This is a genomic window from Bacillus sp. FSL R5-0431, from assembly GCF_038002985.1.
Lineage (GTDB): Bacteria > Bacillota > Bacilli > Bacillales > Bacillaceae > Bacillus.
Genome location: NZ_JBBOOG010000001.1, coordinates 3,596,415 through 3,623,047 on the forward strand (window position 1 = coordinate 3,596,415; position 26,633 = coordinate 3,623,047).

The following is a 26,633-nucleotide window of genomic DNA, read 5'->3' on the forward strand; positions in this document are numbered from 1 at the left end:
TAGTCTTTTACCATTTCCCACACCTTTTATCCACAAACCAAACAAAAAAGCCTTCACTTCTGTGAAGGCTTCTTTCTATAAAAATGGATTATAAAATCTTGTTCCTCTAACAAATGTAATCACTAGCGACACGATGAGTACCACACCAACAAACAATAACGCAGCATAATCTGCTTTTTGAAAGTCTTTCGCCGTAAACCATGTGCGCTTTTTATGCTTTCCAAATCCGCGCAGCTCCATCGCATTGCTGATCGTTTCAATCCGCTCCAAGCTGGAGAAAATCAGCGGCATCACAATCGACAGCGCATTTTTAATCCGTTTCCCCAGTTTTTCATTCTTCGATAAATCAATTCCTCTTGCTTGCTGAGAAATCGCTATCGTTCGAAAATCCCGCTGAATATCTGGAATATAGCGTAAGGCAATCGCGACAGCATAGGAAATCCGGTAACTGACCCCGATTCGGCTGAGCGATGAGGCAAATTCACTTGGATTCGTTGTTACGATAAACAAAAGCGCTGCTGGCATGACGGTCACATATTTCAGCGTAATATTCAATTGATAGAAAAGCTGTTCCAGTGTGACGTTGTACCAGCCTGCAATATGAAACAGCTCATGCTTTGCTCCGTAGATGGCGACTCCTTGCTGGGGCGCAAAGATGTAAATGGCGATGTTGTTGATGACTAGGAAAATCGCCAGGACAATCACCACGAAGGAAATATCACGAAATCGCACGTTCGATAGCTGAAAGAATACGATACTGGCGGCTAGCATAAAAACTAATACGCCTGTATCATACGTGAGCATCGCTGCGGATGACCAGAGGATAAAGCAAATGAGTTTGGTTGCACCTGTCAGCCGATGAATCGGCGACGGGCGATCGATATAGGACAGCATGTCTACAGCCATGTCATTCGTTCCTTTCTGTCAACCTCAATGAAGCGATCCACGAGTTCATTTGGATTCGGCCAGTCTGCTTTCAGCGCCAGTTCATACAGCGACGTTTCCTTTAAGCTCGCCTTTTGGACAAGCAGCTGATCTGTCAGCACTTTGGCCGGGGTATCATCTGCGATTTTTTCTCCATCTGAAATGACAATGGTTCTTGTTGTATATTCAAGCATCAAATGCATATCATGGGTGATCATGAAAATCGTGACACCCTGCTGATTTAATTGCTCTAAAAACGTCATCATCTCTGTGTAATGTCTAAAATCCTGTCCGGCGGTTGGTTCATCTAAAATGATGATTTCTGGCTCTAATACAAGAATTGATGCGATGGTGACGCGCTTTTTCTGACCAAAGCTGAGGGCTGAAATCGGCCAGTTCCGAAATGGATATAAGCCGCACACTTTTAAAACCCGCTCCACCCGTTCCTTGATGTCGTCTTCATTTACCCCTCTTAAAACGAGGCCAAGTGCGACTTCGTCAAAGATCATTTGTTTTGAAATCATTTGATTTGGGTTTTGCATGACAACGCCGATTCGTTCAGAACGCTGTTTGATTGTGTCTTCTGTGATGTCATCGCCATTTAGATGAATTGTACCTTTTGTTGGCTTTTCAAACGCGCAGAGCACCTTGGATAGTGTCGTCTTGCCTGCGCCATTGGCTCCTGCGATGCTGATCATTTCTCCTTTTTTGACGGTAAAGGAGATGTTGCTCAGCGTGTTTGGTCTTGTCGGATAGTCAAAGCTCAGCTCACGCACCTCTAGTAAATCCTGCGATGCAATCTGCTCTACTGACGGCTCAGACGCTTCCATCCACTGCTCGATTTTCTCTTTTTCCTCGTCATTTAAGGTGAGATGCTGTAAATTAGCTATCTGATCTCCCGGTGTAACTGGAATGCCTGCATATTTCATGGCCTTTACATATAAAGGCTCGCGCAAATATGCCGCTTCTAATACATTTGAGGCGAGCAATTCATCTGGTGTCATATCCGCCGCAATCGTTCCGTCATTGACGACGATGATGCGGTCCACATGACGGAAGAGGACGTCCTCTAACCGGTGCTCGACCATCACGACCGTTTTTTTCGTTTCTTTTTGCAGTCGATCAATAAGATCGATCACTTCTTTGCCTGTAGACGGATCAAGGCTTGCAAGTGGTTCATCAAACAGCAAAATGTCGACATCGTTGACAAGTACGCCCGCAATAGCGACACGTTGTTTTTGACCGCCTGACAGCTCATGCACGGACGATGCCAGCTTGCCGTCTACCTCTGTTAATCTTGCCGCTTCTTCAACACGTGTTTTCATTTCTTCGCGTGTGACTTGTTCATTTTCAAGAGCAAACGCAATGTCTTCTCCAACGGTCAGCCCGATAAATTGTCCATCAGGGTCCTGCAGCACCGTTCCGACAAGCTGTGAAAGGGAGAAAATGTTCTCTTTCTCTGCATTCTTCCCGCCGATGTGAAGACTTCCTTCCATAGAACCTTTATAAGACGCAGGAACTAGCCCATTGATACAATGGGCTAGCGTGCTTTTTCCCGATCCAGACGGGCCTGCGATGAGGACTTTTTCCCCTTCATAGATGGTCAGGTTGATATCTTTCAATGTCGGTTCTGCCTGACTGCGATACTTGAATCCGAAATGTTCGAATTGAATCATCGGTTTCTTCATTTATGTGTTCCACCTTGCTTCATGATGTTTCTTTCGATAGACTGCCGCTTTTGCTTCTCGTTTTCGCATAAGCCGCAATGATGATGGTTCCTAGTACACCGACTGTGATGATGTTCGAGATCCCTGCCACGATGCCTTGAACAAATACTTTGTTCGCAGGTTCTGCATAGATCACAATGTCGAGTACAGGAGCAATGACAAACCAGCCTAATGCCTGCGCACCTGCTTGTACGGCGTTGAAAAGCGTGATCTTCTTCCAGCCAAAGTCGCCCTCTTCTACTTTTAAACGGTTAGAAATGAAGCCAATCAATAACCCAACAACACCTGAAACGATAATCCAGCTCCACCAAGGGCCGAATGTGGTGGCATCTTTAATGAGATGACCAATAAACCCAATCAGTGCGCCTGCAACAGGACCAAAAAGCACAGCCATTAATGCAAGGAATGCGTATGATGTCTCAATTTGTGTATTCGGAATCCCAGTTGGAATGGAGACGAAGCGTCCTAAAATGACAAAGACGGCTGCGCCAATTCCGATGGCAACGACAGTTTTCGTTGAAAGTTGTTTACCTGCCATGATGTTTCCTCCTCTTATTCGTATATAATGCGCGGAGCTTTGCGAATCGAAAGGCGCCAGCCTGTGCCTGTACCGATGTTATAAGCCTTTGCAAATGACCCTTGATTGATCGCCACGCCTAAATGGTCGAGTGAATTGACATATACGAGTGGTTCGCCTACCTTTAAATCGGCAAAAGATCGTCCATAGGTCATGATATTTTTATACACATTTTTCGGCCCGTTGGCAATGGTAACTTCTATTGCATCGCCGTAATTAATTGAAAGCTGTTCAAATAACGTGTGATGAATGTTTGTCCATAGGTTTCCGAACCTCACGTCTAAAATATCAATCGTCCCTGTGATGACTTCTTCTTTCGCATACGCCTGTACGACTGGAAGGTGAATAATATCATCAATATTCGCCTTTGGCCCCACCTCTTCAAAAGAAATCACACCTGAAGCGATTCTCGCCCCTGTATATGCGTAAATGTCTCTCCCATGGAATGTATGTGATTTTCCCGACTTCGGCAGCCGGTTAATGGTTTCATCTAAATAACGGGCTTCCACAATGCCAATATCCTGCGCGACGTGCGTGAGTGTCCCGTTATCTGGGGTAATGATATAGTGCGAGCTTGTGGTTTTGACGACAAGACTCTTTCTCTCTGACCCAACGCCTGGGTCAACAACGGAAACGAATACCGTCTCTTCCGGCCAGTATGTGACGGTTTGGAGCAGGCGGTAAGATGCCTCCCAAATGTCATACTGCGGTATATTGTGTGTTAAATCAAAAAGGCGGATCCTGCTGCTCACCGTATTTGCCACTCCGTACATTGCGCTGACTGCTCCATCATCAATGCCGAAATCTGATTGTAAAACCAATGCATGTTCACTCATGTCAATCTCCCTTTCATTTAAAAAAATGGATGTGGTGTTTCACGTGGAACATTTGAACATTTGTATGAAAAAAGTGGACAATAAAAAATACCCCATCCTTATCTTTGAATCATAAGGACGAGGTATTTGTCTCGTGGTACCACCTTTATTTACTGTTTGCTCGCGCTAAACAGCCTCTACAAGTACAAAGCTCCAATCTGGCTCATATACTGTGGTTTTGATAACGAGTACCAACTCTCGTCGTGTCCTACTAATATCATAGATATGTTCAGCACGAGGCTCAGAGACCATTTTTCGAATCATTATTTTTGCTTCTTTTCAGCTGCCGAAGCTCTCTGTGGAAAAATTGATGATTGTACTTTCTCTCGTCATTGCCTGTTTAACTATCTTGAATTAAAGCTATCATACATGATGTTTTTTGATAAATCAAGATATTTTTCTGAACATTTTCAAAAGTGAGTCAACTGATGCTGGAAGAGTCTTCTTTTTATAAAATTTAAACAAATGTTAAAGAGCGAGATATGGTGTCTTTCCTTTCTAGCTGTATAATAAAGATGAAGGGAGGTACAGCGTGTGTGGACCATCTGTATGAATGAGTTTAAGCAGCTCTTCAAAAGCACAAAATCCATTTTAACAATTGTTATTATTTTCATTTTATCTACTTTTGTTTCAACTCTTCCGTTTATTGCTGCTCATCAGGACAAATGGGAGCAGGCAAAGGATCCTTATTCTATTGGGAATGAACTGGTGATGTCGTTATTTGGTTTCTTCCTTATTTTTTTATTGTCTCATGATATTTTGAGCCGCGAAATTCATTTAAAAACCATTCGTTTTCTCGTCAGTAAAACAACCCGTTTGAACATTATTATCGGAAAATATCTTGGGCTGATGCTGTTTTGGCTTAGCTGCATTATGACGACATACGTACTGAATATGGTGATTTCACATCGTTTTCTGTTCTCTGATGCGTTTAAAATCTTAACCTTTATCAGTGTCGGTATCTCATGTACTTTATTTTTGTCCATGCTCTTTCCAACACCGCAGAAATCAATGTTTGTTGGGATGTTGTTTTCCTTTCTTTTCCCGATCGTCAGTATGATATCTGTTCTTTCTTCAGAACGATTGATTCATTGGTTCCAATATATGACGCCTTATTATTATGCGCGCTTGAGTGAACCGCTGACCTATGTACTCATGAATACAGCATTAACCGTTGTATTACTCATTGGAACAGCACTCCTATTTCAAAGGAGGGATGTCTAAATGCTGCATACAAAAGAGCTCACAAAAAAATATCGGACAAAAGTCGCGGTAGATCACATTACCATTGATGTCAATCAAGGCGATATCTTCGGACTCATTGGACCTAAGGGTTCTGGTAAGACGACGTTTTTCAATATCATTACGGGAATTTCCCGGCCAACCTCTGGTACGTTTACGATGATGGATATGCCTTCATTAAAAAAGGTGAGGCAGCATATCGGTGTTCTGCCTGAATATACGGATTTATATGAAGGGCTCACGGCACTTGAACATATTGCCTACTTATCCAAAATCACCGGGACACGCCAGAAAACGAGTGATTATGAAGAACTGCTCGAATTTGTCGGTTTAGATCACTATCATCAGGAAAAAGTCGGTACCTTCACACCTGGTATGAAGAAGCGGCTCGGAATGGCGCAGGCCATCGCCCATCGGCCCGAATTTATTTTACTAGACGAGCCTTTTGCCGATATTGATGCTGATTCGATCTTACACATCCAGCAGGTCATTGAAACGTTAAAACATGAAGGGAAAACCGTCTTTTTAACGGCTGACCGCCCAAGGTTCACAAATAGTATTTGTACCAAAACGGCATTCATTTCTGAAGGAAAATTAGTGTCCCCCCATACTCATCCTCAAGAAAAAACCATCACATCCTCAAACATACGTGCAACCTTCAAGCATGCGTGGATTGATGATGAGGTGAAACCTGTTCTCACGCAGTACTTACAAACTGTTGGAACAGATCTTGTGATCAGTGATGACGAGACCTCATTGTTGATTCGTTCAGAAGCCCAAGTCCCATCGATCATCCGCGCTTTCGTGAAATGCAAAGTTGATTTATATAGAGTCACGGCTCAGGATGCCATGAGCACCTCATAAAAAAGTACCGTACGCGATCCGCACGGTGCTTCTTCTTTTTTATAAAGGTTTACTCATATAGATTCCGGTTTCTGCAAATCCCGTCTTCTCGTACAGTGAACGGGCGATCAGATTGTGAGCAAAGACATGGAGCGAGAGTTTCTGCACTCCTAATGACTTTGCCTGCTCCTCTAATGCAGCAATGGCCTGCTTTGCAAAGCCTTTTCCTCGATAAGCTTCAAATAAAATAAAGTTATAAATGAATCCTTCCTGCTGAGGGTGATTCGGGTCATAACAAAGCCAAACCCAGCCAATCGCTTCTTCCCCATTTAAGAAATTCCATAGTTCATGATGCTCTGTCTGCAGACCTTCTGGAAGCAGACGATCAAATTGTTCTTCTGCGTTCGCAAGTGATTCTTCCTTTTCCCATGTCCCTGCGAGTACCTTTTCTTCTGCGTACCGCTGAATGGCCTTCTCCATCAATACATCGTAATCCGTTTGTGACATTGGTTGTAGTGTAACCAATCGCATCGCCCCCTTTCCTCCATCATATGATGAGCATGCAAAAAAAACCAGTCCCATCAAGGAACTGGTCATCCGCCGAATCGGTCGGTTTGAGAAAGTTTGATCTCTACTGATTTTTTCTTTCCGCTTCGGTAAAACTCCATCTTTACCTTGTCGCCGACTTTCTTTTGATATAAATACTTACGAAGATCTACGATATTCTGTACACTCTTGCCATCAAAGGAGGTGACGACATCCAGCTCTTTTAGTCCCGCTTTTCCCGCTGGAGACAAAGACTCGACACTCATCACGACAACCCCTGATGTGACTTTAGATGGCAGCTTCAACGTTTCCTGCCAGTGATAGCTCGCAATATCTGCTAATGATTTCATGCCAACGCCTAGATACGGACGCTTCACCTCTCCGTAGTGCTCTAAATCTTCTATGACAGGGATGACTAGATTCGCCGGGATAGACAGCCCGATGCCTTCTACCTCTGATTCAGCAATCTTCATTGAGTTGATGCCGATCACTTTTCCGTCCATATTGATCAAGGCACCACCGCTGTTGCCTGGATTGATGGCGGCATCTGTTTGCAGTACCTCCGCATTCCAATCCGCCTGTCCGTCCCCATTCGAGTCTACAGGAATCGCACGTTCCGTTCCCGAAATGACACCTTGTGTGACAGAGCCCGCGAATTCAAGCCCTAACGGATTTCCAATGGCGATGACTGGCTCACCTGGCTTCACATGATCTGAATTGCCAAAGGCGGCGGTCTTCTTGATCTTATCACTTTTGACGGTGAGAACCGCTAAATCCATCAGCTGATCGCTTCCAACAAGATTGGCACCAATTCTTGTCCCATCCTGAAGGCTCACTTCAAGCTGGTTGGCGCCTTTGATGACATGGTGGTTGGTCACGATATAAAAGGTATCACCCTTTTTCTTATAAATCACACCTGACCCGCTGCCTGCCTCCCCGCCTTCTTCCCAAAAGCTCGACTTTTGGATATTAATGACGCCGACAACCGTATCCGACATATTAGATACGACTTTCGTGACCGCATCATTGACGTTCACATTGACGGTCTTTAAAGGGCCCTGTGCTGCTTGCTCATCTCCGTTCTGCTGCCACCCAAAGGGACTGCCGCTCTGTCCTGACACATAGGGGAAAAAGAATCCCATTAAAAAAGCTCCTACCAATACACCGATCAGACCAGATAGGAAATATCCTTTTCTGCTTCGTCTCGGCTTCCACTCTACATCGCGATAATCCACTATGTTTCCTTCCTTTCAGTGAATAGATGATGTATATAGTGTTGGTAAGAAGCTCTTATCTTAATCATACGATTGTAAAAATCATACGGCGCAAAGCGGGGTTGCTTTTTTCGGGTCCGTATCATATAAATCAAAGCCATCCCCGACAACAAAGCCCTTCATCTCAAGCGTCTGCTGGACCGCCATACGGGCTAAATCCTTCATATTGTTGTCTTGACTCAAGTGAGCCAAATAAATGCGTGAGGTGGCATCTCCAATCACATCTGTCATCGCAAGAGCGGCATCTTCATTTGATACATGTCCGACATCGCTCAGAATTCTGCGCTTAATGCTCCACGGGTATCGGCCCATTTGCAGCATACCGACATCATGATTGCTCTCAAATACAAATGTATTGGCTGACTGAATGATGCCTTTCATACGGTCACTCACATAGCCTGTATCCGTCATTAGGGCAAGTTTGCGCCCTCCATAATGGAATACGTAAAACATGGGCTCAGCCGCATCATGTGAGACGCCAAATGACTCGACATCAAGGCCGCCAAATGATTGAACGGTCTCCATATCAAAATGGAATTTCTGCTCTGTATCAATCTTCCCGATATGAGACTCCATCGCCTTCCATGTTTTCGCATTTGCATAGACAGGGAGCTTGTACTTTCTCGCCATGACACCGAGCCCTTTAATATGATCTGAGTGCTCGTGTGTCACAAAAATGCCATCCAAATCTTCAGGCTTGCGGTCGATTTGACCAAGCAGCTCGACCATTTGTTTGCCGCTTAACCCAGCATCCACTAAAAAGGCATGCTCGTCTGTTTCTAAATAAAAAGCGTTCCCCGTACTTCCGCTCGCTAGTACACTGAACTGCAAGCTCATGTTCTCTCACTCCATTGAAGATTTGTCATCTTTCTCTATATGATCAAGTGTTGAGCCATCAATGGCATTGATCAAATATTCTTCTTCTGTCTTTTTCTTTGAACTAACTGATACGCCTTCAAGCTCGACTCGCCATACAGGCACCATGACCTGCGTGCTTGCACCCGGGTATTGCGTATAGTAGCCAAGCTCTACCTTTTTCACGGTCGTGTTTTGGCTCAGCATGTTTTGTGTATATAAGTCCTTCACGGTTTCAAGCGCTGGGACAAGGGTTTCTTTTCTCACTTCATTAATCGACGTCACCATCGACTGCTGATACGACACGACCTCGTTTTGATCGTTTACATCTAAGGTGATTTTCCCGATGGTTTCGGTGTCATCAAGGCCTTCTTGGAAGATGTATTTCCCTTTATACGTTTGGAAAAAGACGATCTTCCCTGTCTCTTCATCAATACTCCACAGCTTATAATTCTTCCCATCCAGCAAACGCTGGTTTACGAGGTTTGTCGCCGCTGTTTTTATATCCTTTTTTGGCAATGCAACGGGTTTATTGAAGGTCATCTCAAGCAGTGTGACAGGATCATCTTTGTCCGTTTTCGGGAATGTGCTTTTCGTCTTTTGATCAGCTAATCCGTCGACATCCTTTTTCGTATATTGCTTCTTTTCAGCTGTAATGCGGTATCCAATCTTCGCTTCATCTGATAGATTGCCATATTTGATCCCATCTGCCTTCATTTCTTCCAGCGTATCCGTTTTTTCGATAATCGCAAAATGATCGGTTGATCGTTTTTCAAAGTATTGAAAACCTAGAAAGATATCGAGAACGAGAAAGGCTAGGATAAAGATCGTTTTGGTCTTATTCCACTCCATTATTCTCGCTCCCCTCTGTCAACAAATCATGCGATAGTATCACGGTTTTGCCGTTATATTTCATGCACCATACTGGCTCCAGCCAGACAAACATCGCTTGATCTTGGTCTGATGCGGTTGAAGCAGCTTGATAGGCCGGGAAAATTTGTTCAATTTTCTCCAGGTCATCATATTTCGTCTGCTTGACGATTAAGTCCTTCAGCTCTGTCCCGTTCATCAGCTTGACCTGTTCACTCTGACTCGCTTTGTTGCCTAGAATATAGTTTGGACGCTTGTAATTCAAGATGTCATCATTCGCCCACTGTACTTCAAGAGAGGTCATCCCAAATGGATGCTCTGTACTGTTGACGATCGGCAGACCATCCATAAACATATTAAAGGAAAGCTGCTGGTTGCTGTTGATGCCAAAGTATTGATAGTCATCGGTAAAGCTCCCCGTATCATTGAAATACTTCACACTTCGCTTGATCAAATCCCCCGTTTGGAAAACGGTGCTGGAATTGATATTGCGGTGCTGATATTGGATGCGGTGGTCTTTTTGATTGGCTTCAAGACGGCTTGTGCCATCTGTGTACACTGTCCGATTTAAATTAGACTCCTCGCCCACAAGACTCGGGTCCGTAAACAGAGCGTCCTTGAATTTGCTTGTCTTAATCGTTTCGATAAAGAACATTTTCGCTTCAAGCTGCTTTTGCTTTCTCGGAAGGAGGAAATCTCGTTTAGAATTCGCTGAGAATGTATAGAGATCGTAGCGCGGCATCTCGTTTTGAGCGGCTGAGATACTGTCCATTAGATTCCGATAGTTAGCGGATTCTATTGTCAGCTCAAGCACCGTTTCCTTGCTGTATGAAACCAAATAGACTTTCTTATTGGCCTTGTCCTGCTGGGAGAACGGCACAATCATCCGATCAAACGAGTTGTATTCAATGGACTTATTCGGCCATTTAAACAGCGCTTGGAAAATATCAATCGGAATCGAGTCATTGAACACAAGATCCAATGTCTTCCCCTGTCCTCCGCTTCCATAGAAGAAATTCTTAAATCTCTGCTCAGAATATTGATCCGACACATCCGAAATCTCTTTGACATCCCAAAGGCTCACATCATTCCAGAAGTTTTGAAAGAGTTCCTTTTGATCGACTTTAAAATGCTCCCCATTTGAATGGATGAACATCTCGCGCGGCTTCACGACATCAATGAGACTTCTAGGCTCGTCGCTTGAAATCTTCTTCGTTTCCACGACCTTTGTGCCGGCATCTGCCTGGTCCTGCATGACGGGCTGGAACATCCAAATATTCCACGTAAACACAAGACTGATCGCAATTAGGATTGTCAATATTATGGTTTTAAAGGTCTCACGCTTCATCCCAATCATCCTCTTGTTCTTCATTGTACGGAAGGGTAAAGGTCACCGTTGTTCCTTTTCCTTCAATGCTGTCAGCCCAAATATCTCCGCCATGAGCCTGAACCATTTCTTTTGCAATCGCAAGTCCTAGGCCGGTTCCGCCAAGCTTTCTTGTTCTCGCCTTATCCACTCGATAAAAACGTTCAAAGATTTTATCCATATCCTTCTTCGGAATACCGATCCCTTCATCTTTGACGCTGAATAACACAAGGCCATTCTCCTCATCCAGATCAACGGTAAACGTGATATGTCCACCCTCTGGGGAGTATTTCATGGCATTTGAAATGATATTATCGAGCACCTGTGTGATTTTATCTTGATCAATTTCCACGTATATTTCACGCTGCGGCAGATTGCGGATAAACTCGACATGCTGCTCTTTCGTCATTTCAAAACGATCAATGACCAATGAGATAAACCTGATAAAATTCGTCCACTCACGGTTGAATTGATAATCCTTGCTGTCGAACTTAGACAGCTGCAGCAGGTCATTAACAAGCCGGATCATGCGCTCTGTTTCATTTTGCGTGACACTGAGGAACCTTGGCGCAAGCTCTTTATCACCAATTGCCCCTTCAGCCAGTGCCTCAAGATAGCTTCGCATCGTCGTCAGCGGTGTGCGCAGCTCATGTGATACGTTTGCGACGAATTCACGGCGTTCTGCATCAATTTTCTCCTGCTCTGTGACGTCATAAATGACCGCAATTAAACCATCAATCTTCCCATGCTCTTTCTGAATGACTGAGAAATTCACACGCAAAACAGACAGCTGATCTTCGCGTTCAATTTCTATCAGCATGGAATCTTGATTTTCGACTAAATCTTCAAATGTATGCGTGTCCTCGAGGCCCAGCAAGGACGTAATCGGCATCTCTAGTGCTGTTTCACGTGAAACATTTAACAGCTCTAATGCGGGGCTGTTTAAAAGAATAATCGCACCGTTTTGATTCGTGGCGATGACGCCATCCGTCATATAGGCAATAACAGAAGAAAGCTTTTTCCGCTCACCCTCTGTCATGAGCTGCGCTTCCTCCAGTTCTCTCGTCAGATGGTTAAAGGTTGTCGCAAGCTGGCCAATCTCGTCATGTCCATACTTTCGGACTTTCCTGGAAAAATTCCCTTTGGCAAGCTCGATCGCTTGCTTTCTCATATCCGAAATAGGATGAGTGATTGTTCTAAAGATGAAGATACCAAGCAGTGCGGTCGTCCCAAGTGCGATCAGTGTGCCAGTCGCCAAAATGGTGTTAATGGTTCGCATTTGGTTAAAAACGCTCTCCATCGAAGACACAACATAAATCACACCGACGGTTTCTTGGTTTTCATTTTTCACGGCTGTCGCAGAAATACGCACCCGTTTATTGGATTCTGGGTCATAGAATTTCTTTTCATAGTCTTTGCCGACCGCAAAAATACGGCTAATGATTTGATCAGTGATTTTCTTCCCGGCAATCTCCTGACTGCCATTATTCACAGAGGCAATGACCTCTCTGCTTTCGTCAATATAGCTGACTTCAGAAATTTCATTAGACTCATCTTTGTTGTTAAAGTCGTTTAATATCTTTTGAGCATCCTCTTTTAATTCTGCCTTGCTTTTCGATGAATCTTGTTCTAGGTAATACGATAACGAGTAGATTCGCTGATTCAAGGAATTATCATAGGAATTAATTAAGGACTGCTCTAGCTGCTTCACAAAGTACACGCCAATGATCTGCATGGCGACAATGATCAGCAGCACGTAAATTAAGGTCAATTTGAAGTGAATCGAGCGAAAAAAACCTACTTTACTCATAAGAATCTTAGTCCTGCTCTGGGTTTCTTAAATAGTAGCCAACGCCTCGTCGTGTCACGATCCAGCTCGGGTGGCTAGGATTGTCTTCAATTTTCTCACGAAGACGGCGGACTGTGACGTCCACTGTACGCACATCCCCGAAATAATCGTAGCCCCATACGGTTTGCAGCAAGTGCTCACGTGTCATAACTTGTCCGATATGTTTCGCTAAGTAATGAAGCAATTCGAACTCACGGTGCGTCAATTCAATTGTTTCCTCACGCTTAGACACCACATATGCATCTGGATAAATGACAAGTGATCCAATCTCAATATCATTTGATTCAGATTCTTCCTCTGTCTGCGGCGCAGCAATTTGTCTTCTCAAATTCGCTTTCACACGGGCAAGCAGCTCGCGCGTGCTAAATGGCTTCGTCACATAATCATCTGCGCCAAGCTCAAGGCCGATGACTTTATCAATTTCAGAGTCTTTTGCTGTCAGCATGATAATCGGCATGTCATATTTTTTTCTCACTTCACGGCATACCTCAACGCCATCTTTGTTCGGCAGCATAATGTCGAGCAGAATGATGTCCGGTTTGATTTCTTCTACCATTTCAAGGGCTTCATTTCCGTCATATGCACAATGAACCTCATAGCCCTCTTTTCTTAAGTTAAACTCCAATATATCAGCAATCGGTTTTTCATCATCTACGACAAGAATCTTTTTTTCCATTGTGATTTCCTCCTGCATTTTTAGCATCTATGTCATTCCATTTTGCATGTCTCATCAGGCCTTTTCGTTTGAGCAAAAAAGGCTCACTGTCTATTATAACGTTTTACGTGGCAAAGATAAAAATAATAACGGCTTTCTTTTCTAGTAAACGTTGGATAGGAAGTCACCTCTCAAAAAAATTGATGGCTTTTTTCCTTTTTTATTGAAACTTTTCCAGTCACCAATCGTCTATATAGATGTAACGTCTTCTTCTTATGGAGCCGGGCCCTACCTAGGCCCGGCTTCTCCCTTTTTATGCCTTCTTTTCATAAGAAAAACGCACCTGCGATTGCAGATGCGTTTGGAAGTGGCTCGGGACGGAATCGAACCGCCGACACACGGATTTTCAGTCCGTTGCTCTACCAACTGAGCTACCGAGCCATCATCAAAAAGATGAATATGTATAAATGGCGGTCCGGACGGGACTCGAACCCGCGACCTCCTGCGTGACAGGCAGGCATTCTAACCAACTGAACTACCGGACCTCAGTAACTTGCCCGAAAAAGCAATCGTGGTGCTCCTTCAAGCAAGTGAGGAAAAATTAGCTTAACGCTAAAGTAAATCAATGACCCGTACGGGATTCGAACCCGTGTTACCGCCGTGAAAGGGCGGTGTCTTAACCGCTTGACCAACGGGCCAATACATGGTGAGCCATGAAGGACTCGAACCTTCGACCCTCTGATTAAAAGTCAGATGCTCTACCAACTGAGCTAATGGCTCTCGGTTTGTGAAAAGTGAATCTGAAGAAGCTGTATTGCGTCAAACCAATCGCTTTAAAAAAGCTGGAACATCGCATCCTAACAAGTTTCAGAGACCTTTGCAACAACGAGATTTATAATATCATAGAGTAATTACATATGGCAATACGTTTTTCGACATTTTTTTAAAAAAAGTGTCGGATTTGATATCTCCTGCCAAAGCCCCCCTTTTTTGCAACCGCCTTCATTTCTGATTCACCTTTTCATGACTACTGCCTATTCAAGCACATAGAAACGTTTTAGACCGCCCGAAATTGGTTATACATGAAACAAGTAACATTGTGATTGAAAAAGGAGGAAGCAGTATGAGTTCATTCAAATTAGGAGATAAAATGCCCAATTTTTCACTTCCAACCATTCAGGGCGAACATATTGATTTTCACAAACATTTAGAGGAGCATCAAAGCTGGCACCTCATCGTCTTCTTTAGAGGCTCATGGTGCCCAGTATGTGTAGAAGAATTGAAAGAGCTCGAACAGCAGCAATCATACTTTCAAGACAAGGATATCCACTTAATGGCGATTTCAACAGATAATTCTGATGACTTGAAGGAATTTGCGGATAAAGAAGGACTATCCTTCCCAATCATGTCTGACAAGGACCTCACTTCATTAAAAGCATATGAAGTCCACTATCATGGAGAAGATGCTCCTTATGAAGATCACGGAGTGCACGGGGAACCTGCCTATTTCTTACTAAACGAAAAGGGCCAAGTCCTCTATCAGCAAAGACAAACAAGTCCGTTTGGCAGACCGCATGCCAACGAACTGCGCAAAATCATTCAGTACATCCGCAAAAACTTAAAAGGCCAATATAAAAGCGTGAAATAAGAAAGAACCCTCGTAATGAGGGCTCTTTTTTTATGATTGTCTTTTGTTAAATAGCCAGTCTGCGGCGAAAACCACAAGAAGACCCGCCATGAGATTCACAAAAGTGACGGGTGGTCTGTCATCCTGGATATACGCGTACAGCGCATGTCCTCCTAATGCGAGAAGATAAAAGACAAACGCTGGTACAGCTGCTTTATGTGAATTCGCTTGTTCTCTTTTCGTCATTTTTTAAAAAAACATTGTAGCTATTCCCCTTTATGCTGCTTTCTTCATCGTCACTCGGCGAAGTGCCCGCGAACGAATATATTCCATTGGACCCATTCTCCAAACCTTTAGACAAAATGCTGATACGGCGATTTGCAGAAGAGAAATGAGCAGCCATGCCAATACGATAAGAGGGGCGTTGATTTGTCCGCCAAGACCCAATCCCCAGCTATAAAATAGAATCGAGCAGATGATATTTTGCAGGATATAACAGCTGAGTGCCATTTTCCCTACATATTCAAACCAATTCCACATGAACCATGACTCCGTGTGAGTCAGGAGCTTCGCAATGACAGCGATATAGAAAAGAGAGAGGAATGGCGAAAACGCATAGCGCACAACGAATTCCACTAGTTCGTTCGGAACGAAGACAAGTGCATTCAGCGGCAGCCCCACCCACAGACCGACTCGGAATAATATTTTCCGTAGAGATTGCCCGCGTTCATTTGCATAAAAAACACCGGCTCTCATCATCCGCACACCTAATAAAAACAGAAATGTGTTCATTGGAATGATAAAGATCGCTTCTTCACGGTACATGAAAAAGTGTTGTAATCGTTCTTGAACCTGCGAGATCCATGTCTCTGGCAGCTGCTCTTCCAGCGCCGGTTCACTGCTTTGATCATACGATTCTGTCTCCATTTCAGAGAGGGAGAACACCATCAGACAGGACAGAACAAGTAGATGAATGACTCCAGAGAAGATCATGCCTCTTTTGATGCGCTTGCTCCCTCCTCGTACAATAAATGCCACAAGCAAACCGGTGACAGCGTAACTCATGAGCACATCATATTCCATCACAAGTGCAAAATGGACAAAGCCTTCGATAAATAAAAATAAAAGAATCCATAAATATGTACCTGGCCAAGGCGTGTTTTTTCTTTTGGCCTGCTGATATTTCAGCTCTAGCCCTACACCGAACATGATTGTGAGCAGTGAGAGCATTTTCCCATAGACGAACATGGAAACAAGGCTTTCTAGAAAACTGCCATGTTCATATTCATCTGCAATCTGATCTGTCGCAAAGGTATCCCCTGCATACGCAAAAAACCAGACGTTCGTTCCCAATGTGCCTAATATGGCAAAACCTCGTAAAATATCTAATAATCTTATTCTTTCTTTCACTAGAACGCTCCTTCCCCCTATACAGTTATCATATTTTGGTAATGATCGGAAGCCTGTTCTACTGAAATTAAGAAATATTTAAACAAAAAGACACCAGTAAAATGTGCAATTTTACTGGTGTCTGATCAGTCTATTATTATGGACGGTACACGCTGCGGACAACGTTCGTTTGGGAACGATCTGGTCCGACTGAAAAAATGGAAAGTGGAATACCTGTTAATTGTGAAATGCGCTCTAAATAATGACGGGCATTTTCAGGCAGTTCGCTTAAATTCTTCACGCCTGTAATATCCTCTGTCCATCCTGGCATTTCTTCGTAGACAGGCTCACATTTCGCTAGTTCATTTAGACTTGCTGGGAATTCCTCTGTGATTTCTCCGTTCAATTTATAAGCGACACAGATTTTCAATGTTTCAATCCCTGTCAGTACATCAATTGAGTTAAGAGATAGATCTGTAATCCCGCTCACACGGCGAGCATGACGGACAACGACACTGTCAAACCAGCCAACACGGCGCGGACGTCCAGTTGTTGTACCGTATTCACGGCCAACCTCACGGATTTGATCGCCAATTTCATCATGGAGTTCTGTCGGGAATGGGCCATCTCCAACACGTGTTGTGTACGCTTTTGACACGCCGACCACATGTTGAATTTTTGTTGGTCCTACGCCAGAACCAATCGTCACTCCTCCAGCTACTGGGTTAGATGACGTGACAAATGGATATGTCCCTTGATCGATATCAAGCATAACGCCTTGTGCTCCTTCAAATAGCACACGGCGGCCTTCATCTAGTGCGTCATTCAAGACAACAGATGTGTCCACGACATATTTTTTCACTTGCTGGCCATATTCATAATACTCGTCTAAAATATCTTCAATCTTGAAGCCTTCTGTGTCGTACATTTTCTCTAAAAGACGATTTTTCTCTTCTAGATTACGTGCAAGCTTCTCTTCAAACACTTCACGATCTAATAGATCTGCGACACGGATACCGATACGAGCTGCTTTGTCCATATAAGCTGGTCCGATTCCTTTTTTCGTCGTACCGATCTTGTTAGCCCCTTTCCGCTCTTCTTCCACCTCGTCCAATTTTAAATGGTAAGGCAGAATCACATGGGCTCTATTGCTGATTCTGAGGTTATCTGTACTCACATTCCGTTCGTGAAGATACGCAAGCTCAGTGACCAACGCTTTAGGATCAACCACCATTCCATTACCGATGACACAAGTTTTCTCTTGATAAAAAATACCGGACGGAATGAGGTGTAGCTTGTAAGTCACTCCATCAAATTTGATCGTGTGACCTGCATTGTTTCCCCCTTGATAACGGGCAATCACCTCTGCATTTTCTGAAAGGAAATCGGTAATTTTCCCTTTCCCTTCGTCACCCCACTGCGTACCTACTACGACTACTGAAGACATATCGTGCACCTCCGTTAACCTTTCAAAACGTTATCTCTTTCAAACACATTTATTTTATCAATGCAAAACGAAAAAGTCAACGTGAAATCCGAACATTAATATCTCGAAATCAAATTTTGTTCGTTTTAATTATGAGAAAAAGCGCTTTAATCACTTCTTCAGCGCTTAAAAAGGGAGATTTTGAGTAAAAACAACTATTTTGATGGTTCCTAATTTCTATTGATTTTCAATTAAATGAATCATCGAGCTTGCCATAAAATCAGGTGAGTACGGTCTCCCTGTCCTCAACCACCATTCTGCTGTTCCAACATAAGCAGAAATGACGAATTGCTGCTGCATGTCGATTGGAACGAGATGTGGATGAGGCTTTGAGCCTGCGATTTCCTCTAACCCCATAGAAAAGCTTTCTTCAAAAAAAGCACGAACCGTTTCATGAATATTGAGCTCTCGTCCTCGTTTCAAAAGAATTTGATACTCCTCTTCATGTTCCTGCAAATGCTGATAAAATCGAAAAATATACACATATGCCGCATGCTCTTTTTTCACATCATCTTCTTGTACAGGAGCAAAAATGGCACATTTCATCACATCAAACATCTCATCCATCACCTGCTGGGCAAGATCAAATTTATCCTCATAATGCTGATAAAAGGTGGTGCGGTGGATGCCCGCCACTTTCGTCAAATCCTGTACAGAAATCTTCTCCCACTCTTTTTCTCTTAATAACTGAAATAACGCTTTTCTTAATTGCTGCTTCGATTCCGTTGCACGCTTATCCCCTCTGTAGCAGTCCGCCACAAGCCATTCTCCCCTTCCTATGAACTTCAACAGATTCCGCTTTTCTGTTGGTTGAATCCTCAAGGCTGATGAATTAACTTTAATCTAACACAATGAAAAAAAGGAAGCATCTGACAACCTATAAGGAGTGATGATCATGGAAACAACAACACCAACTGCCGTGCAAAAAGCGTTATTAAGAGGAAAAAACAAGCAAGATCCGTATGACCCATTTGATTGGTATGCCAACATGCGTCAGAAATCACCTGTTCATTTTGACGAAGCCAGCCGAACATGGAGTGTATTCACCTATGAGGAAGCAAAACGTGTGACAATCGATAAAGATACCTTTTCTAGTCAGCCTCCTAAAGACCAGCGGAAGCATTCACTGATGAAAACAATGGTGATGATGGACCCTCCCAAACACACTCGAATCCGCTCCATTGTGAGCAAAGCCTTTACACCTCGAGTCATGAAATTGTGGGAGCCGCGTATTCAAGAATTGATGGAGGAACTCATGACACAAATAGAAGGAAAAAACGAGATTGACCTAGTGCAAGCCATCTCTTATCCGCTTCCTGTCATTGTCATTGCAGAGCTTTTAGGTGTGCCGTCAGAGCATAAACAATCCTTTAAAGAATGGTCTGATATTCTCGTCAGTATGCCTAAAAGTGAAGATGAGGAGGATGTCGCTGAATGGCAGAAAATTCGGGACCAAGGAGAGGCTGATATGATGGCGTTTTTTGCAGACATCATTGAAAGGAAACGTCACAACCTCGGTGATGATTTGATTTCCCTCCTCATTCAAGCGGAGGAGAATGGAGACAAACTGTCAGCGGATGAATTAATTCCATTCTGTAATCTTCTTCTTTTAGCTGGCAACGAAACAACCACCAACCTGATCTCCAATATGATCTTCAGCTTGTTAGAACAGCCGGGTGCGTATGAAGCGCTCGTTCAATCACCTGAGCTCATCCCGCGTGCTGTGGAGGAGGCCGTCCGTTTCCGTGCACCCGCTCCTACGATCGTCCGCTATGTCACAGAAGACACAGAGCTTGGGGGAAAAGTGCTGAAAAAGGGAGACAATGTGATTGTGTTTCTTGCTTCTGCCAACCGGGATGAGCGTCAATTTTCAAATGCACATGAATTCGATATACACCGCCACCCTAATCCTCATATTGGTTTCGGGCACGGTATCCATTTCTGTCTTGGCGCACCACTTGCCCGCTTGGAAGCATGTACTGCCATCAAGGCCTTATTGGACCGATATGAGTCACTAGAGCTCCTCTCCTATATGCCGATGACAAACAGCGGCATGTATGGGCTGAAAGAGCTGAAGCTGCGTGTCACGCCGCGTTCATAACAGAAAAGACTCCCGGGCATGGGAGTCTTCCTTTTAAACGGGGGTGATTCCATCTGTGTTCATGAGCACAATGCGATACCCATCTGGATCTTCAATGGTTGCTCCTCCCCGTTCCCAATATGGATTTGTAGAGGTGACTTGCCGTCCGCCAAATGAGATCAATCTCTCTTTCATTTGCTGAAATTCCTCAGCATCTGGAATATAGAACACAAGAAGTTGTTCTGGATGCGGAACGGGCAGGCTCTCTTCTTCTTCATGTTTGGTGATTTCTAAATGAACATGCTGATGAGGAAGCCCCAGCATCACACCATCGTATCCTTCATGCTGATCAAATGAACCTATTCGTTTGAGCCCTAAGCCTTTTTCATAAAAAGAAACAACCTCTTCCATGTTGACGGTTGGACGTGCGATGCGTAATTGAGCGGCTTCGAACTGTTGAAATTTCATCAGTCATCACTCCTTTTCTTCTTTTAGTATACGATTTCTCTGTCTTTCTCTCCTCCTCATTTCGATCGTTTTTCAATCATTCTTTCGATGTAGATCCATCAAAAAAAGCCCAGCTTCTTGAGCTGGGCTTTAAGCACCGGGCGGAACACCCGCATCGTCAAATCTTCTTTCCAGGTTGACGAATTTGTTATATTCTTTGACGAACGCCAGTGATACTGTACCAACTGGGCCGTTACGCTGTTTAGCAATGATGATTTCAATAATGTTCTTATTCTCTGATTCTTTGTCGTAGTAATCATCACGATAAAGGAATGCCACGATATCGGCATCCTGCTCGATACTTCCTGATTCACGAATATCAGACATCATCGGACGTTTGTCCTGACGCTGTTCTACTCCACGTGAAAGCTGAGACAAAGCAATAACTGGAACTTCAAGCTCCCTTGCCAGCGATTTCAATGCCCTAGAGATTTCAGAAACCTCTTGCTGACGGTTATCGCTTGATCGTCCGCTCCCTTGAATGAGCTGCAAGTAGTCAATCAAGATCATGCCAAGACCGTTTTCTTGCTTCAAACGGCGGCATTTTGAGCGAATTTCACTTACTCTGATTCCTGGTGTATCATCAATGAAAATCCCACTATTTGATAGCGAGCCCATCGCCATTGTCAGCTTGCCCCAGTCCTCTTCTGTCAGATTACCGGTTCTTAGGTTCTGTGCATTGATATTCCCTTCTGCACAAAGCATACGCATAACTAGCTGCTCAGCTCCCATTTCTAAACTAAAGATGGCGACACTTTCGTCCGTTTTGGTCGCAACATTCTGTGCGATGTTCAATGCGAAAGCCGTTTTCCCTACTGATGGACGAGCCGCGACAATAATTAAGTCATTTCGCTGAAATCCAGCTGTCATCCGGTCAAGCTCGGAGAAACCTGTTGGAATCCCTGTGATATCGCCTTTTCGGTTATGAAGCTGTTCAATATTATCATATGTCTGAACAAGAACGTCCTTAATGTTTTGGAAAGCTCCTGAGTTTTTACGCTGCGCCACTTCCATAATGGTCTTTTCAGCATCACTCAACAGATCCTCTACTTCATCCTCACGCGTGTATCCATCCTGTGCAATGGTTGTCGCCGTGCGGATCAGACGTCTTAAAATTGATTTCTCTTCTACAATTTTTGCATAGTATTCTATGTTTGCGGCAGTTGGGACAGAATTCGCAATATCGGTTAAATACGAAATCCCGCCTACCTCTTCTAGTAAATCTGTATTGGCAAGTTCAGAAGTCACCGTGACAAGATCGACCGGTTCTCCTCTATCGCCAAGTACAAGCATCGCATTGTAAATCTTTTGATGCGACATTCTATAGAAATCCTCTGGAATTAATACCTCAGAAGCGAGCGTGAGCGCAGATGGTTCTAAAAAAACAGCACCTAATACGGCCTGCTCGGCTTCTATATTTTGCGGCGGCAGCCGGTCATCGAGAAGTTCCGTCATGCCAAGCACCGTCCTTTCATAAAAAAATACGCTACTCATCATTTTAACATTTTCATCAATAAAAAAGTGAAAAACATCGACTATAGTCAAAATTACCATGAGGATTTTTCGTTGAACACTGTGTTTCTGAACAGCAAAACTAACGCATTTCAATAGAAAAGACTCTGTAACATAAATTGTTATAGAGTCCTTCTGTATCGGATTTTTATCTGTTGTAGTTCACACATGTGATCGACGCTCCAACATGGCATGTTCGAATGCGTTTTTTTAATCTATCGTTTTCTTAACTCCATAATTTTCTTTTTGCCCAATGTCTTGTAAAGACCCGTTTTGATAACCAATAGATAACACCAAATCGGGAATTGAATCAATCCCGTTTTTGGCTAGATCAAATAGCTGTGCTCCGTAATGTGAAGCGGCAATGCGTGCATTTTCTGCTGTGTATGGATTTTTCAGGAGTTCTTCTTTGTATATATCAAAAATATTCTTCCCGTTATCCGTTACAAATTGACCGTTTACAATGCTTAAATCTTTTAAATTGTAGCCTGTGACCGTTTTGATTTGATTAACAAGGTGGAATTTGGCAAGAGAATCAGGCGTGAATTGAGTAGAATCGTCAGATCTGCTTTTCATGATGTGGAAAAATAATTCTCTTGTATTGTTGGTTGTATTTAATAGGTCTTCTATTTGTTTTAAAAGCGATTCGTCTTTTGAACCACTCACCAATAATTTGAAATGATTTGGGTCAATGGTAAAAGTTAAATTTGTGTTTTTAGGAATGGTTATACCGTTTTTAGAGAATAAATCTTGCAATTGTTCGTTGACCTTTTGCCGATTGAATATTTTTTTCTCTACGCTTTCTTGGGTAGGATCGTACCGTTTTTCATTACGGAAGATGGCGTCATTAAAGTCATATTGACCTCCTTTATTATTCCTTGCCCAACTCATTTCCATAATGTAAGCAGCTTCTCTTTCCGGTTTTGTTAGATCACTTCTGAAATAAGAAGAATAAGGGTTTCTATACTTATTATATATATGGTCTTGAGGATCTTTGAATCGTTTATTTTGTTCATTTATTTTTTCGTATTTTTCATCTAGTATTTTCATCCGTCTATCAGCTTCGGTCATCACCTCATTTGCACTTTTAATAGCTGATTGACCTTTATAGTCGATTCGGTTCTGATTGTTTGAAGCACCTGCCGTGTATGACGTATTAATATTCATTTTGATTCTCCTTTTTAAAAAAATAGTGATTATTAAATATATCGGCAATTCAGTTAAAATTTGTTAGTTTTGATCCGATATAGTAATTATTACAAGGAGGGTTAAAATATGACAAATACTATCTTCAAACGTTTTTTATTACCTGCATTGGTATTAGTGCTTGTTACTAGTTTTTTTGCACCTAATTCTGCGGAAGCAGCTATTACAGGGAATAACAGTCCTAACACAGCAAGTTCAATGGGATATTGGAAAAATAGTCGTCCAGATACAACAATCTTACCTGAAGGTGAAAATGAAGCGTATTATCAGTTTACGATCAATAAAGGTGAAAGAGTTTATGTCAGAAGTTCTTATAATAAGCAATATACAGGGATGAATATCGAGGTGTATAATTCTAAATATTCTAGGACAGGGTCCGAAGTTATTAATCCTGATTCAGTAACGCCTTTTATTTTTGCTAATACTGGTGAAGTTACATCAACTTCAGAGACTTATTTTGTGAAAGTGACCCGTGGTACATATACAGGGAATATGTACTTTACTGTTTCCATTCAAGATCGTATTAAATCTGGGAATGGGACATTCAATTTTACGGGGACTTCTACCAACTTGGGGAATTCTTCTTTAAATTTTTTAGGAGTTGATTCTTCAGTCATTACAATGGATTTAACTAATAATTCCACAGTTCCTAAACGTGCTGTAGTTAAATCGATTACGACAACTAGTACCCAAACACCCAACCAAGGGAATGTCACACACAAACTGATGGCTAGTGAAAGTAATATTTGGTACACATCACTTTTTTCTTCTGCAACAAGCGGTTCTTACCGTATTTCTCTTGAAGATGAATTAAAAGTCGCTCAAAAATGGAACTTTAAGTACAACGCAAAAGCTACAGCGAGATCTACTATGAGCAATGTCAAAGCCGATATCCGTTACGAATATGATGTCACAGATGGATTCTAATTTAATGGTGTTTACAGACATGTTCACCAATTGATCAAAAAGTAAGGGTACATTCCCTTACTTTTTTAATTGTGTCATTTTTGATGCTATACTTCGCCACTTTTAAAACAGCTACGCATGATATTGAATAAGTTGTGAGATATGATCACCAGCTTTTTGCAAAACCCTCCTCTTTTTGCCTAAAAATATAAGAGGGTCTATAGACTCATTTTTCCTCAAAATTATTTCGAGAAGAAAAACCTATATTTATTCCTGAATCAAACAGAAGAAAATGGTAAATATTCCGAGGCAGTCAAGGTCTTTTGACATTTCTCCTCTTTTTAAATGACAAGGTCCGGTATTCCCTATATCAAATCATTTGTTAGTGAGTTAGTCCGTTATTTTCTGAATATTAAGATTAAAATATCAAATACACAACTTAATGAACATTTGACTTCATAATTGATAACCATTATCATTTGATTTGCTTGCGTGATAGTTGAGAATCATTTTCATTTGGAGGAACCATTCTTCAATTACTACACTCATCCAATATCCGCAAGCCTGCTTTTATCATCGTATGAGGGTCGAATTTGAGGAAGGAGATTTTTTACATATGTCCAAACGCCCTGAAGGAATGGGTACTGAGGATTCACTTTTCGGAGAAAGCCGTCCTTTTTTTATACCTGGGACGGAGCAACTGGATATCACAGCACACCCATACAGACTTTTTATATTTAAACCGAATACTACTCCTCCAGCGGCTGGTTTTCCAGTCATGTACGTGCTTGATGGGAATTCACTTTTTGGCACAATGGTCGAATCCATTCGTTTACAGTCAAGAAGACCTGAAAAAACAGGTGTCGTACCTGCCATCATTGTTGGAATTGGCTATCAGACAGAAGCGCCCTATCATCCGCTCAGGCATTATGATCTCACTCTTACCAGCCCTGATGCTTCCATTGGGGGCAAAAGAAAGGACTTCTCCATCCATACATATGGCGGGGCCTCTGCTTTCTTTTCTTTTTTAGAAAAGACTGTAAAGCCTTATATCGAGCAACGCTTTCCGATCAACCTGAGTCGTCAAACACTGTTTGGGCATTCTCTTGGCGGTCTTTTTGTATTACACACACTATTTGAGCACCCTGATGCTTATCAGACATATATTGCGGGCAGTCCTTCTATCCACTGGAATAAAAAATTATTTCTAGAAAAAGAATACCAATTCACCGACCGTATACGTCAGGTGCCTATGGATGTAAGGCTGTTTGTAGGTGTAGGTGAGCTAGAAAAACATCATCCATGTCAAATGAATGATCATGCAAAGTCACTAGCAAATCGTATGTTGCCTTTATCCTCATATGGCTTACATACGGCCTATCATGAGTTCCCTGAAGAAGGACATACGTCCGTTTTACCGGTGCTGATGAATTACGCTTTCCGTTTTGCACTCTATCATGATGATCCTTTAACAACCACAGACATGAAAGAAAGGTAGTGAACACATGAAACATAGTGGTCTATCTCAAAAGATTGCCCTTATTACAGGCGCAGGACAAGGTATTGGGCAAGCAGTCGCAAAAAGACTATCCGAAGAAGGTGCGATCATTGCAGCAGTTGACGCAAATGAAGATCAGCTGCAAAGCACCATCCAACAAATGAATGATGAAGGCATACGCGCCTTTGCCTATCCAGGTGACATTACCGATCAAGCTTCTGTTCAGCACATTGTCGATCAAATTGAAAAGCAGCTCGGATCCATTTATTTACTAGTCAATGTAGCAGGCATTCTTCGAGTCGGTTCTATTGACCAGCTTTGTGCAGATGACTGGCACCAAACCTTCGCAGTCAACACACATGGTGTCTTTTACGTATCTCAAGCTGTCTCCAAATACATGATGAAAAGATCAGAAGGGGTCATTGTGACCGTCAGCTCTAACGCAGGTGCCATCCCTAGAATGAATATGGCTGCCTATGCCGCATCAAAAGCCGCAGCTACTTCCTTTACAAAAACGCTTGGATTAGAGCTAGCAGCCTATGGAATCAGATGCAATGTCGTCTCTCCTGGCTCTACCGCAACACCTATGCAATGGGCTTTATGGTCTGATGAACAAGGAGCAGATCAGGTGATTAAAGGTTCATTAGAGACGTATAAAACCGGTATTCCTTTACAAAAAATCGCTGATCCTCAAAACATCGCTGATGCAGTAATCTTCTTTGCATCTGAGCAATCCAGTCATATTACGATGCAGAATCTCACGATTGATGGTGGCGCAACACTCGGAATCTAGCATTTCATCAAAAAGGAGGCCTTTTC

General features: G+C 42.8%; 25 protein-coding genes, 4 tRNA genes and 1 other annotated feature. Of the genes, 7 read left to right on the top strand and 22 right to left on the bottom strand.

Going from position 1 to position 26,633, the window contains the following annotated elements; translation table 11 throughout:
• Window positions 1–75 precede the first annotated feature (75 nt).
• Genes MKZ03_RS18550 through MKZ03_RS18565 form a run of 4 tightly spaced genes read right to left on the bottom strand, consistent with a single transcriptional unit; the run spans window position 76 to window position 4,064 of the window.
• The gene (locus tag MKZ03_RS18550) at window positions 76–906 is read right to left on the bottom strand and encodes an energy-coupling factor transporter transmembrane component T family protein (protein WP_120208944.1); all 831 of its coding nucleotides are present in this window, start codon (window positions 904–906) and stop codon (window positions 76–78) included.
• The gene (locus MKZ03_RS18555) at window positions 897–2,612 is read right to left on the bottom strand and encodes an ABC transporter ATP-binding protein (protein ID WP_341032587.1); all 1,716 of its coding nucleotides are present in this window, start codon (window positions 2,610–2,612) and stop codon (window positions 897–899) included. The genes MKZ03_RS18550 and MKZ03_RS18555 overlap by 10 nt, the downstream gene beginning before the upstream one ends.
• 19 nt (window positions 2,613–2,631) lie before the next feature.
• Window positions 2,632–3,189 (bottom strand): ECF-type riboflavin transporter substrate-binding protein, encoded by a 558-nt coding sequence (locus MKZ03_RS18560; protein ID WP_012011871.1) that lies wholly within the window; start codon window positions 3,187–3,189, stop codon window positions 2,632–2,634.
• 14 nt (window positions 3,190–3,203) lie between these two features.
• The gene (locus MKZ03_RS18565) at window positions 3,204–4,064 is read right to left on the bottom strand and encodes an SAM hydrolase/SAM-dependent halogenase family protein (RefSeq protein WP_034660590.1); all 861 of its coding nucleotides are present in this window, start codon (window positions 4,062–4,064) and stop codon (window positions 3,204–3,206) included.
• Window positions 4,065–4,174: 110 nt separating this feature from the next.
• Window positions 4,175–4,445, bottom strand: a binding site (T-box leader).
• 192 nt (window positions 4,446–4,637) lie between these two features.
• Here MKZ03_RS18565 and MKZ03_RS18570 point away from each other — a divergent pair.
• Window positions 4,638–5,327 (top strand): ABC transporter permease subunit, encoded by a 690-nt coding sequence (locus MKZ03_RS18570; RefSeq protein WP_034660593.1) that lies wholly within the window; start codon window positions 4,638–4,640, stop codon window positions 5,325–5,327.
• The gene (locus MKZ03_RS18575) at window positions 5,328–6,209 is read left to right on the top strand and encodes an ABC transporter ATP-binding protein (RefSeq protein WP_340974180.1); all 882 of its coding nucleotides are present in this window, start codon (window positions 5,328–5,330) and stop codon (window positions 6,207–6,209) included.
• A gap of 39 nt (window positions 6,210–6,248) precedes the next feature.
• Here the strand turns inward: MKZ03_RS18575 and MKZ03_RS18580 are convergent, their stop codons facing one another.
• The 11 genes from MKZ03_RS18580 to MKZ03_RS18630 all read right to left on the bottom strand — a co-directional run bounded on the left by MKZ03_RS18580 (window position 6,249) and on the right by MKZ03_RS18630 (window position 14,383).
• The gene (locus MKZ03_RS18580; protein WP_341032588.1) at window positions 6,249–6,713 is read right to left on the bottom strand and encodes a GNAT family N-acetyltransferase; all 465 of its coding nucleotides are present in this window, start codon (window positions 6,711–6,713) and stop codon (window positions 6,249–6,251) included.
• A gap of 68 nt (window positions 6,714–6,781) precedes the next feature.
• Window positions 6,782–7,969, bottom strand: coding sequence for a S1C family serine protease (locus tag MKZ03_RS18585; protein ID WP_341032589.1), 1,188 nt, complete (start codon window positions 7,967–7,969; stop codon window positions 6,782–6,784).
• 81 nt (window positions 7,970–8,050) lie between these two features.
• Window positions 8,051–8,845, bottom strand: coding sequence for an MBL fold metallo-hydrolase (locus tag MKZ03_RS18590; protein ID WP_034660602.1), 795 nt, complete (start codon window positions 8,843–8,845; stop codon window positions 8,051–8,053).
• A gap of 6 nt (window positions 8,846–8,851) precedes the next feature.
• Window positions 8,852–9,715 (bottom strand): two-component system regulatory protein YycI, encoded by an 864-nt coding sequence (locus MKZ03_RS18595; RefSeq protein WP_307500603.1) that lies wholly within the window; start codon window positions 9,713–9,715, stop codon window positions 8,852–8,854.
• Window positions 9,702–11,081, bottom strand: a complete 1,380-nt coding sequence (gene yycH, locus MKZ03_RS18600) for a two-component system activity regulator YycH (protein WP_341032591.1) — start codon at window positions 11,079–11,081, stop codon at window positions 9,702–9,704. Before yycH ends, MKZ03_RS18595 begins: the two co-directional genes overlap by 14 nt.
• Window positions 11,071–12,909 (bottom strand): cell wall metabolism sensor histidine kinase WalK, encoded by a 1,839-nt coding sequence (walK, locus tag MKZ03_RS18605; protein WP_034660608.1) that lies wholly within the window; start codon window positions 12,907–12,909, stop codon window positions 11,071–11,073. Before walK ends, yycH begins: the two co-directional genes overlap by 11 nt.
• A 7-nt stretch (window positions 12,910–12,916) precedes the next feature.
• Entirely contained in the window at window positions 12,917–13,624 is a 708-nt protein-coding gene (yycF, locus tag MKZ03_RS18610) for a response regulator YycF (protein WP_034660610.1), read from the bottom strand.
• Window positions 13,625–13,971: 347 nt separating this feature from the next.
• Window positions 13,972–14,044: transfer RNA gene (locus MKZ03_RS18615), tRNA-Phe, on the bottom strand.
• Window positions 14,045–14,071: 27 nt separating this feature from the next.
• Window positions 14,072–14,148, bottom strand: a tRNA-Asp gene (locus tag MKZ03_RS18620).
• An 81-nt stretch (window positions 14,149–14,229) separates the two neighbouring features.
• Window positions 14,230–14,301, bottom strand: a tRNA-Glu gene (locus MKZ03_RS18625).
• Between the two features lie 6 nt (window positions 14,302–14,307).
• Window positions 14,308–14,383: transfer RNA gene (locus MKZ03_RS18630), tRNA-Lys, on the bottom strand.
• 343 nt (window positions 14,384–14,726) lie between these two features.
• On the opposite strand from MKZ03_RS18630, the gene MKZ03_RS18635 reads away from it, so the two are divergent.
• On the top strand, window positions 14,727–15,251 hold the full coding sequence (locus MKZ03_RS18635; RefSeq protein WP_148960891.1) for a peroxiredoxin family protein: 525 nt from the start codon (window positions 14,727–14,729) through the stop codon (window positions 15,249–15,251).
• Between the two features lie 30 nt (window positions 15,252–15,281).
• Here the strand turns inward: MKZ03_RS18635 and MKZ03_RS18640 are convergent, their stop codons facing one another.
• The 4 genes from MKZ03_RS18640 to MKZ03_RS18655 all read right to left on the bottom strand — a co-directional run bounded on the left by MKZ03_RS18640 (window position 15,282) and on the right by MKZ03_RS18655 (window position 18,894).
• The gene (locus MKZ03_RS18640) at window positions 15,282–15,476 is read right to left on the bottom strand and encodes a hypothetical protein (RefSeq protein ID WP_341032593.1); all 195 of its coding nucleotides are present in this window, start codon (window positions 15,474–15,476) and stop codon (window positions 15,282–15,284) included.
• Window positions 15,477–15,506: 30 nt separating this feature from the next.
• Window positions 15,507–16,640 (bottom strand): DUF418 domain-containing protein, encoded by a 1,134-nt coding sequence (locus MKZ03_RS18645; protein WP_334750653.1) that lies wholly within the window; start codon window positions 16,638–16,640, stop codon window positions 15,507–15,509.
• A gap of 136 nt (window positions 16,641–16,776) precedes the next feature.
• Window positions 16,777–18,066, bottom strand: a complete 1,290-nt coding sequence (locus MKZ03_RS18650; protein ID WP_034660617.1) for an adenylosuccinate synthase — start codon at window positions 18,064–18,066, stop codon at window positions 16,777–16,779.
• A gap of 216 nt (window positions 18,067–18,282) precedes the next feature.
• Entirely contained in the window at window positions 18,283–18,894 is a 612-nt protein-coding gene (locus MKZ03_RS18655; RefSeq protein WP_223253271.1) for a TetR/AcrR family transcriptional regulator, read from the bottom strand.
• A gap of 106 nt (window positions 18,895–19,000) precedes the next feature.
• Here MKZ03_RS18655 and MKZ03_RS18660 point away from each other — a divergent pair, with 106 nt between their 5' ends.
• Window positions 19,001–20,206, top strand: coding sequence for a cytochrome P450 (locus MKZ03_RS18660; protein ID WP_341032594.1), 1,206 nt, complete (start codon window positions 19,001–19,003; stop codon window positions 20,204–20,206).
• Between the two features lie 33 nt (window positions 20,207–20,239).
• On the opposite strand, the gene MKZ03_RS18665 is transcribed toward MKZ03_RS18660, so the two are convergent.
• The 3 genes from MKZ03_RS18665 to MKZ03_RS18675 all read right to left on the bottom strand — a co-directional run bounded on the left by MKZ03_RS18665 (window position 20,240) and on the right by MKZ03_RS18675 (window position 23,371).
• Window positions 20,240–20,653 carry a VOC family protein gene (locus MKZ03_RS18665; RefSeq protein ID WP_034660623.1) on the bottom strand — a complete coding sequence of 138 codons (414 nt, stop codon included), beginning with the start codon at window positions 20,651–20,653 and terminating at the stop codon, window positions 20,240–20,242.
• Between the two features lie 129 nt (window positions 20,654–20,782).
• Window positions 20,783–22,147 carry a replicative DNA helicase gene (gene dnaB, locus MKZ03_RS18670; protein ID WP_003214779.1) on the bottom strand — a complete coding sequence of 455 codons (1,365 nt, stop codon included), beginning with the start codon at window positions 22,145–22,147 and terminating at the stop codon, window positions 20,783–20,785.
• Window positions 22,148–22,414: 267 nt separating this feature from the next.
• On the bottom strand, window positions 22,415–23,371 hold the full coding sequence (locus tag MKZ03_RS18675; protein WP_341032595.1) for a DUF4885 family protein: 957 nt from the start codon (window positions 23,369–23,371) through the stop codon (window positions 22,415–22,417).
• A gap of 108 nt (window positions 23,372–23,479) precedes the next feature.
• On the opposite strand from MKZ03_RS18675, the gene MKZ03_RS18680 reads away from it, so the two are divergent.
• The 3 genes from MKZ03_RS18680 (at window position 23,480) to MKZ03_RS18690 (ending at window position 26,607) form a co-directional block, all read left to right on the top strand.
• On the top strand, window positions 23,480–24,337 hold the full coding sequence (locus tag MKZ03_RS18680) for a hypothetical protein (protein WP_106031728.1): 858 nt from the start codon (window positions 23,480–23,482) through the stop codon (window positions 24,335–24,337).
• 595 nt (window positions 24,338–24,932) lie between these two features.
• Window positions 24,933–25,814: an alpha/beta hydrolase gene (locus tag MKZ03_RS18685; protein WP_341032596.1), complete on the top strand. Its 882-nt coding sequence runs from the start codon at window positions 24,933–24,935 to the stop codon at window positions 25,812–25,814.
• A gap of 7 nt (window positions 25,815–25,821) precedes the next feature.
• Window positions 25,822–26,607, top strand: coding sequence for a 2,3-dihydro-2,3-dihydroxybenzoate dehydrogenase (locus MKZ03_RS18690; RefSeq protein WP_340974198.1), 786 nt, complete (start codon window positions 25,822–25,824; stop codon window positions 26,605–26,607).
• The last annotated feature ends 26 nt before the right edge of the window (window positions 26,608–26,633 follow it).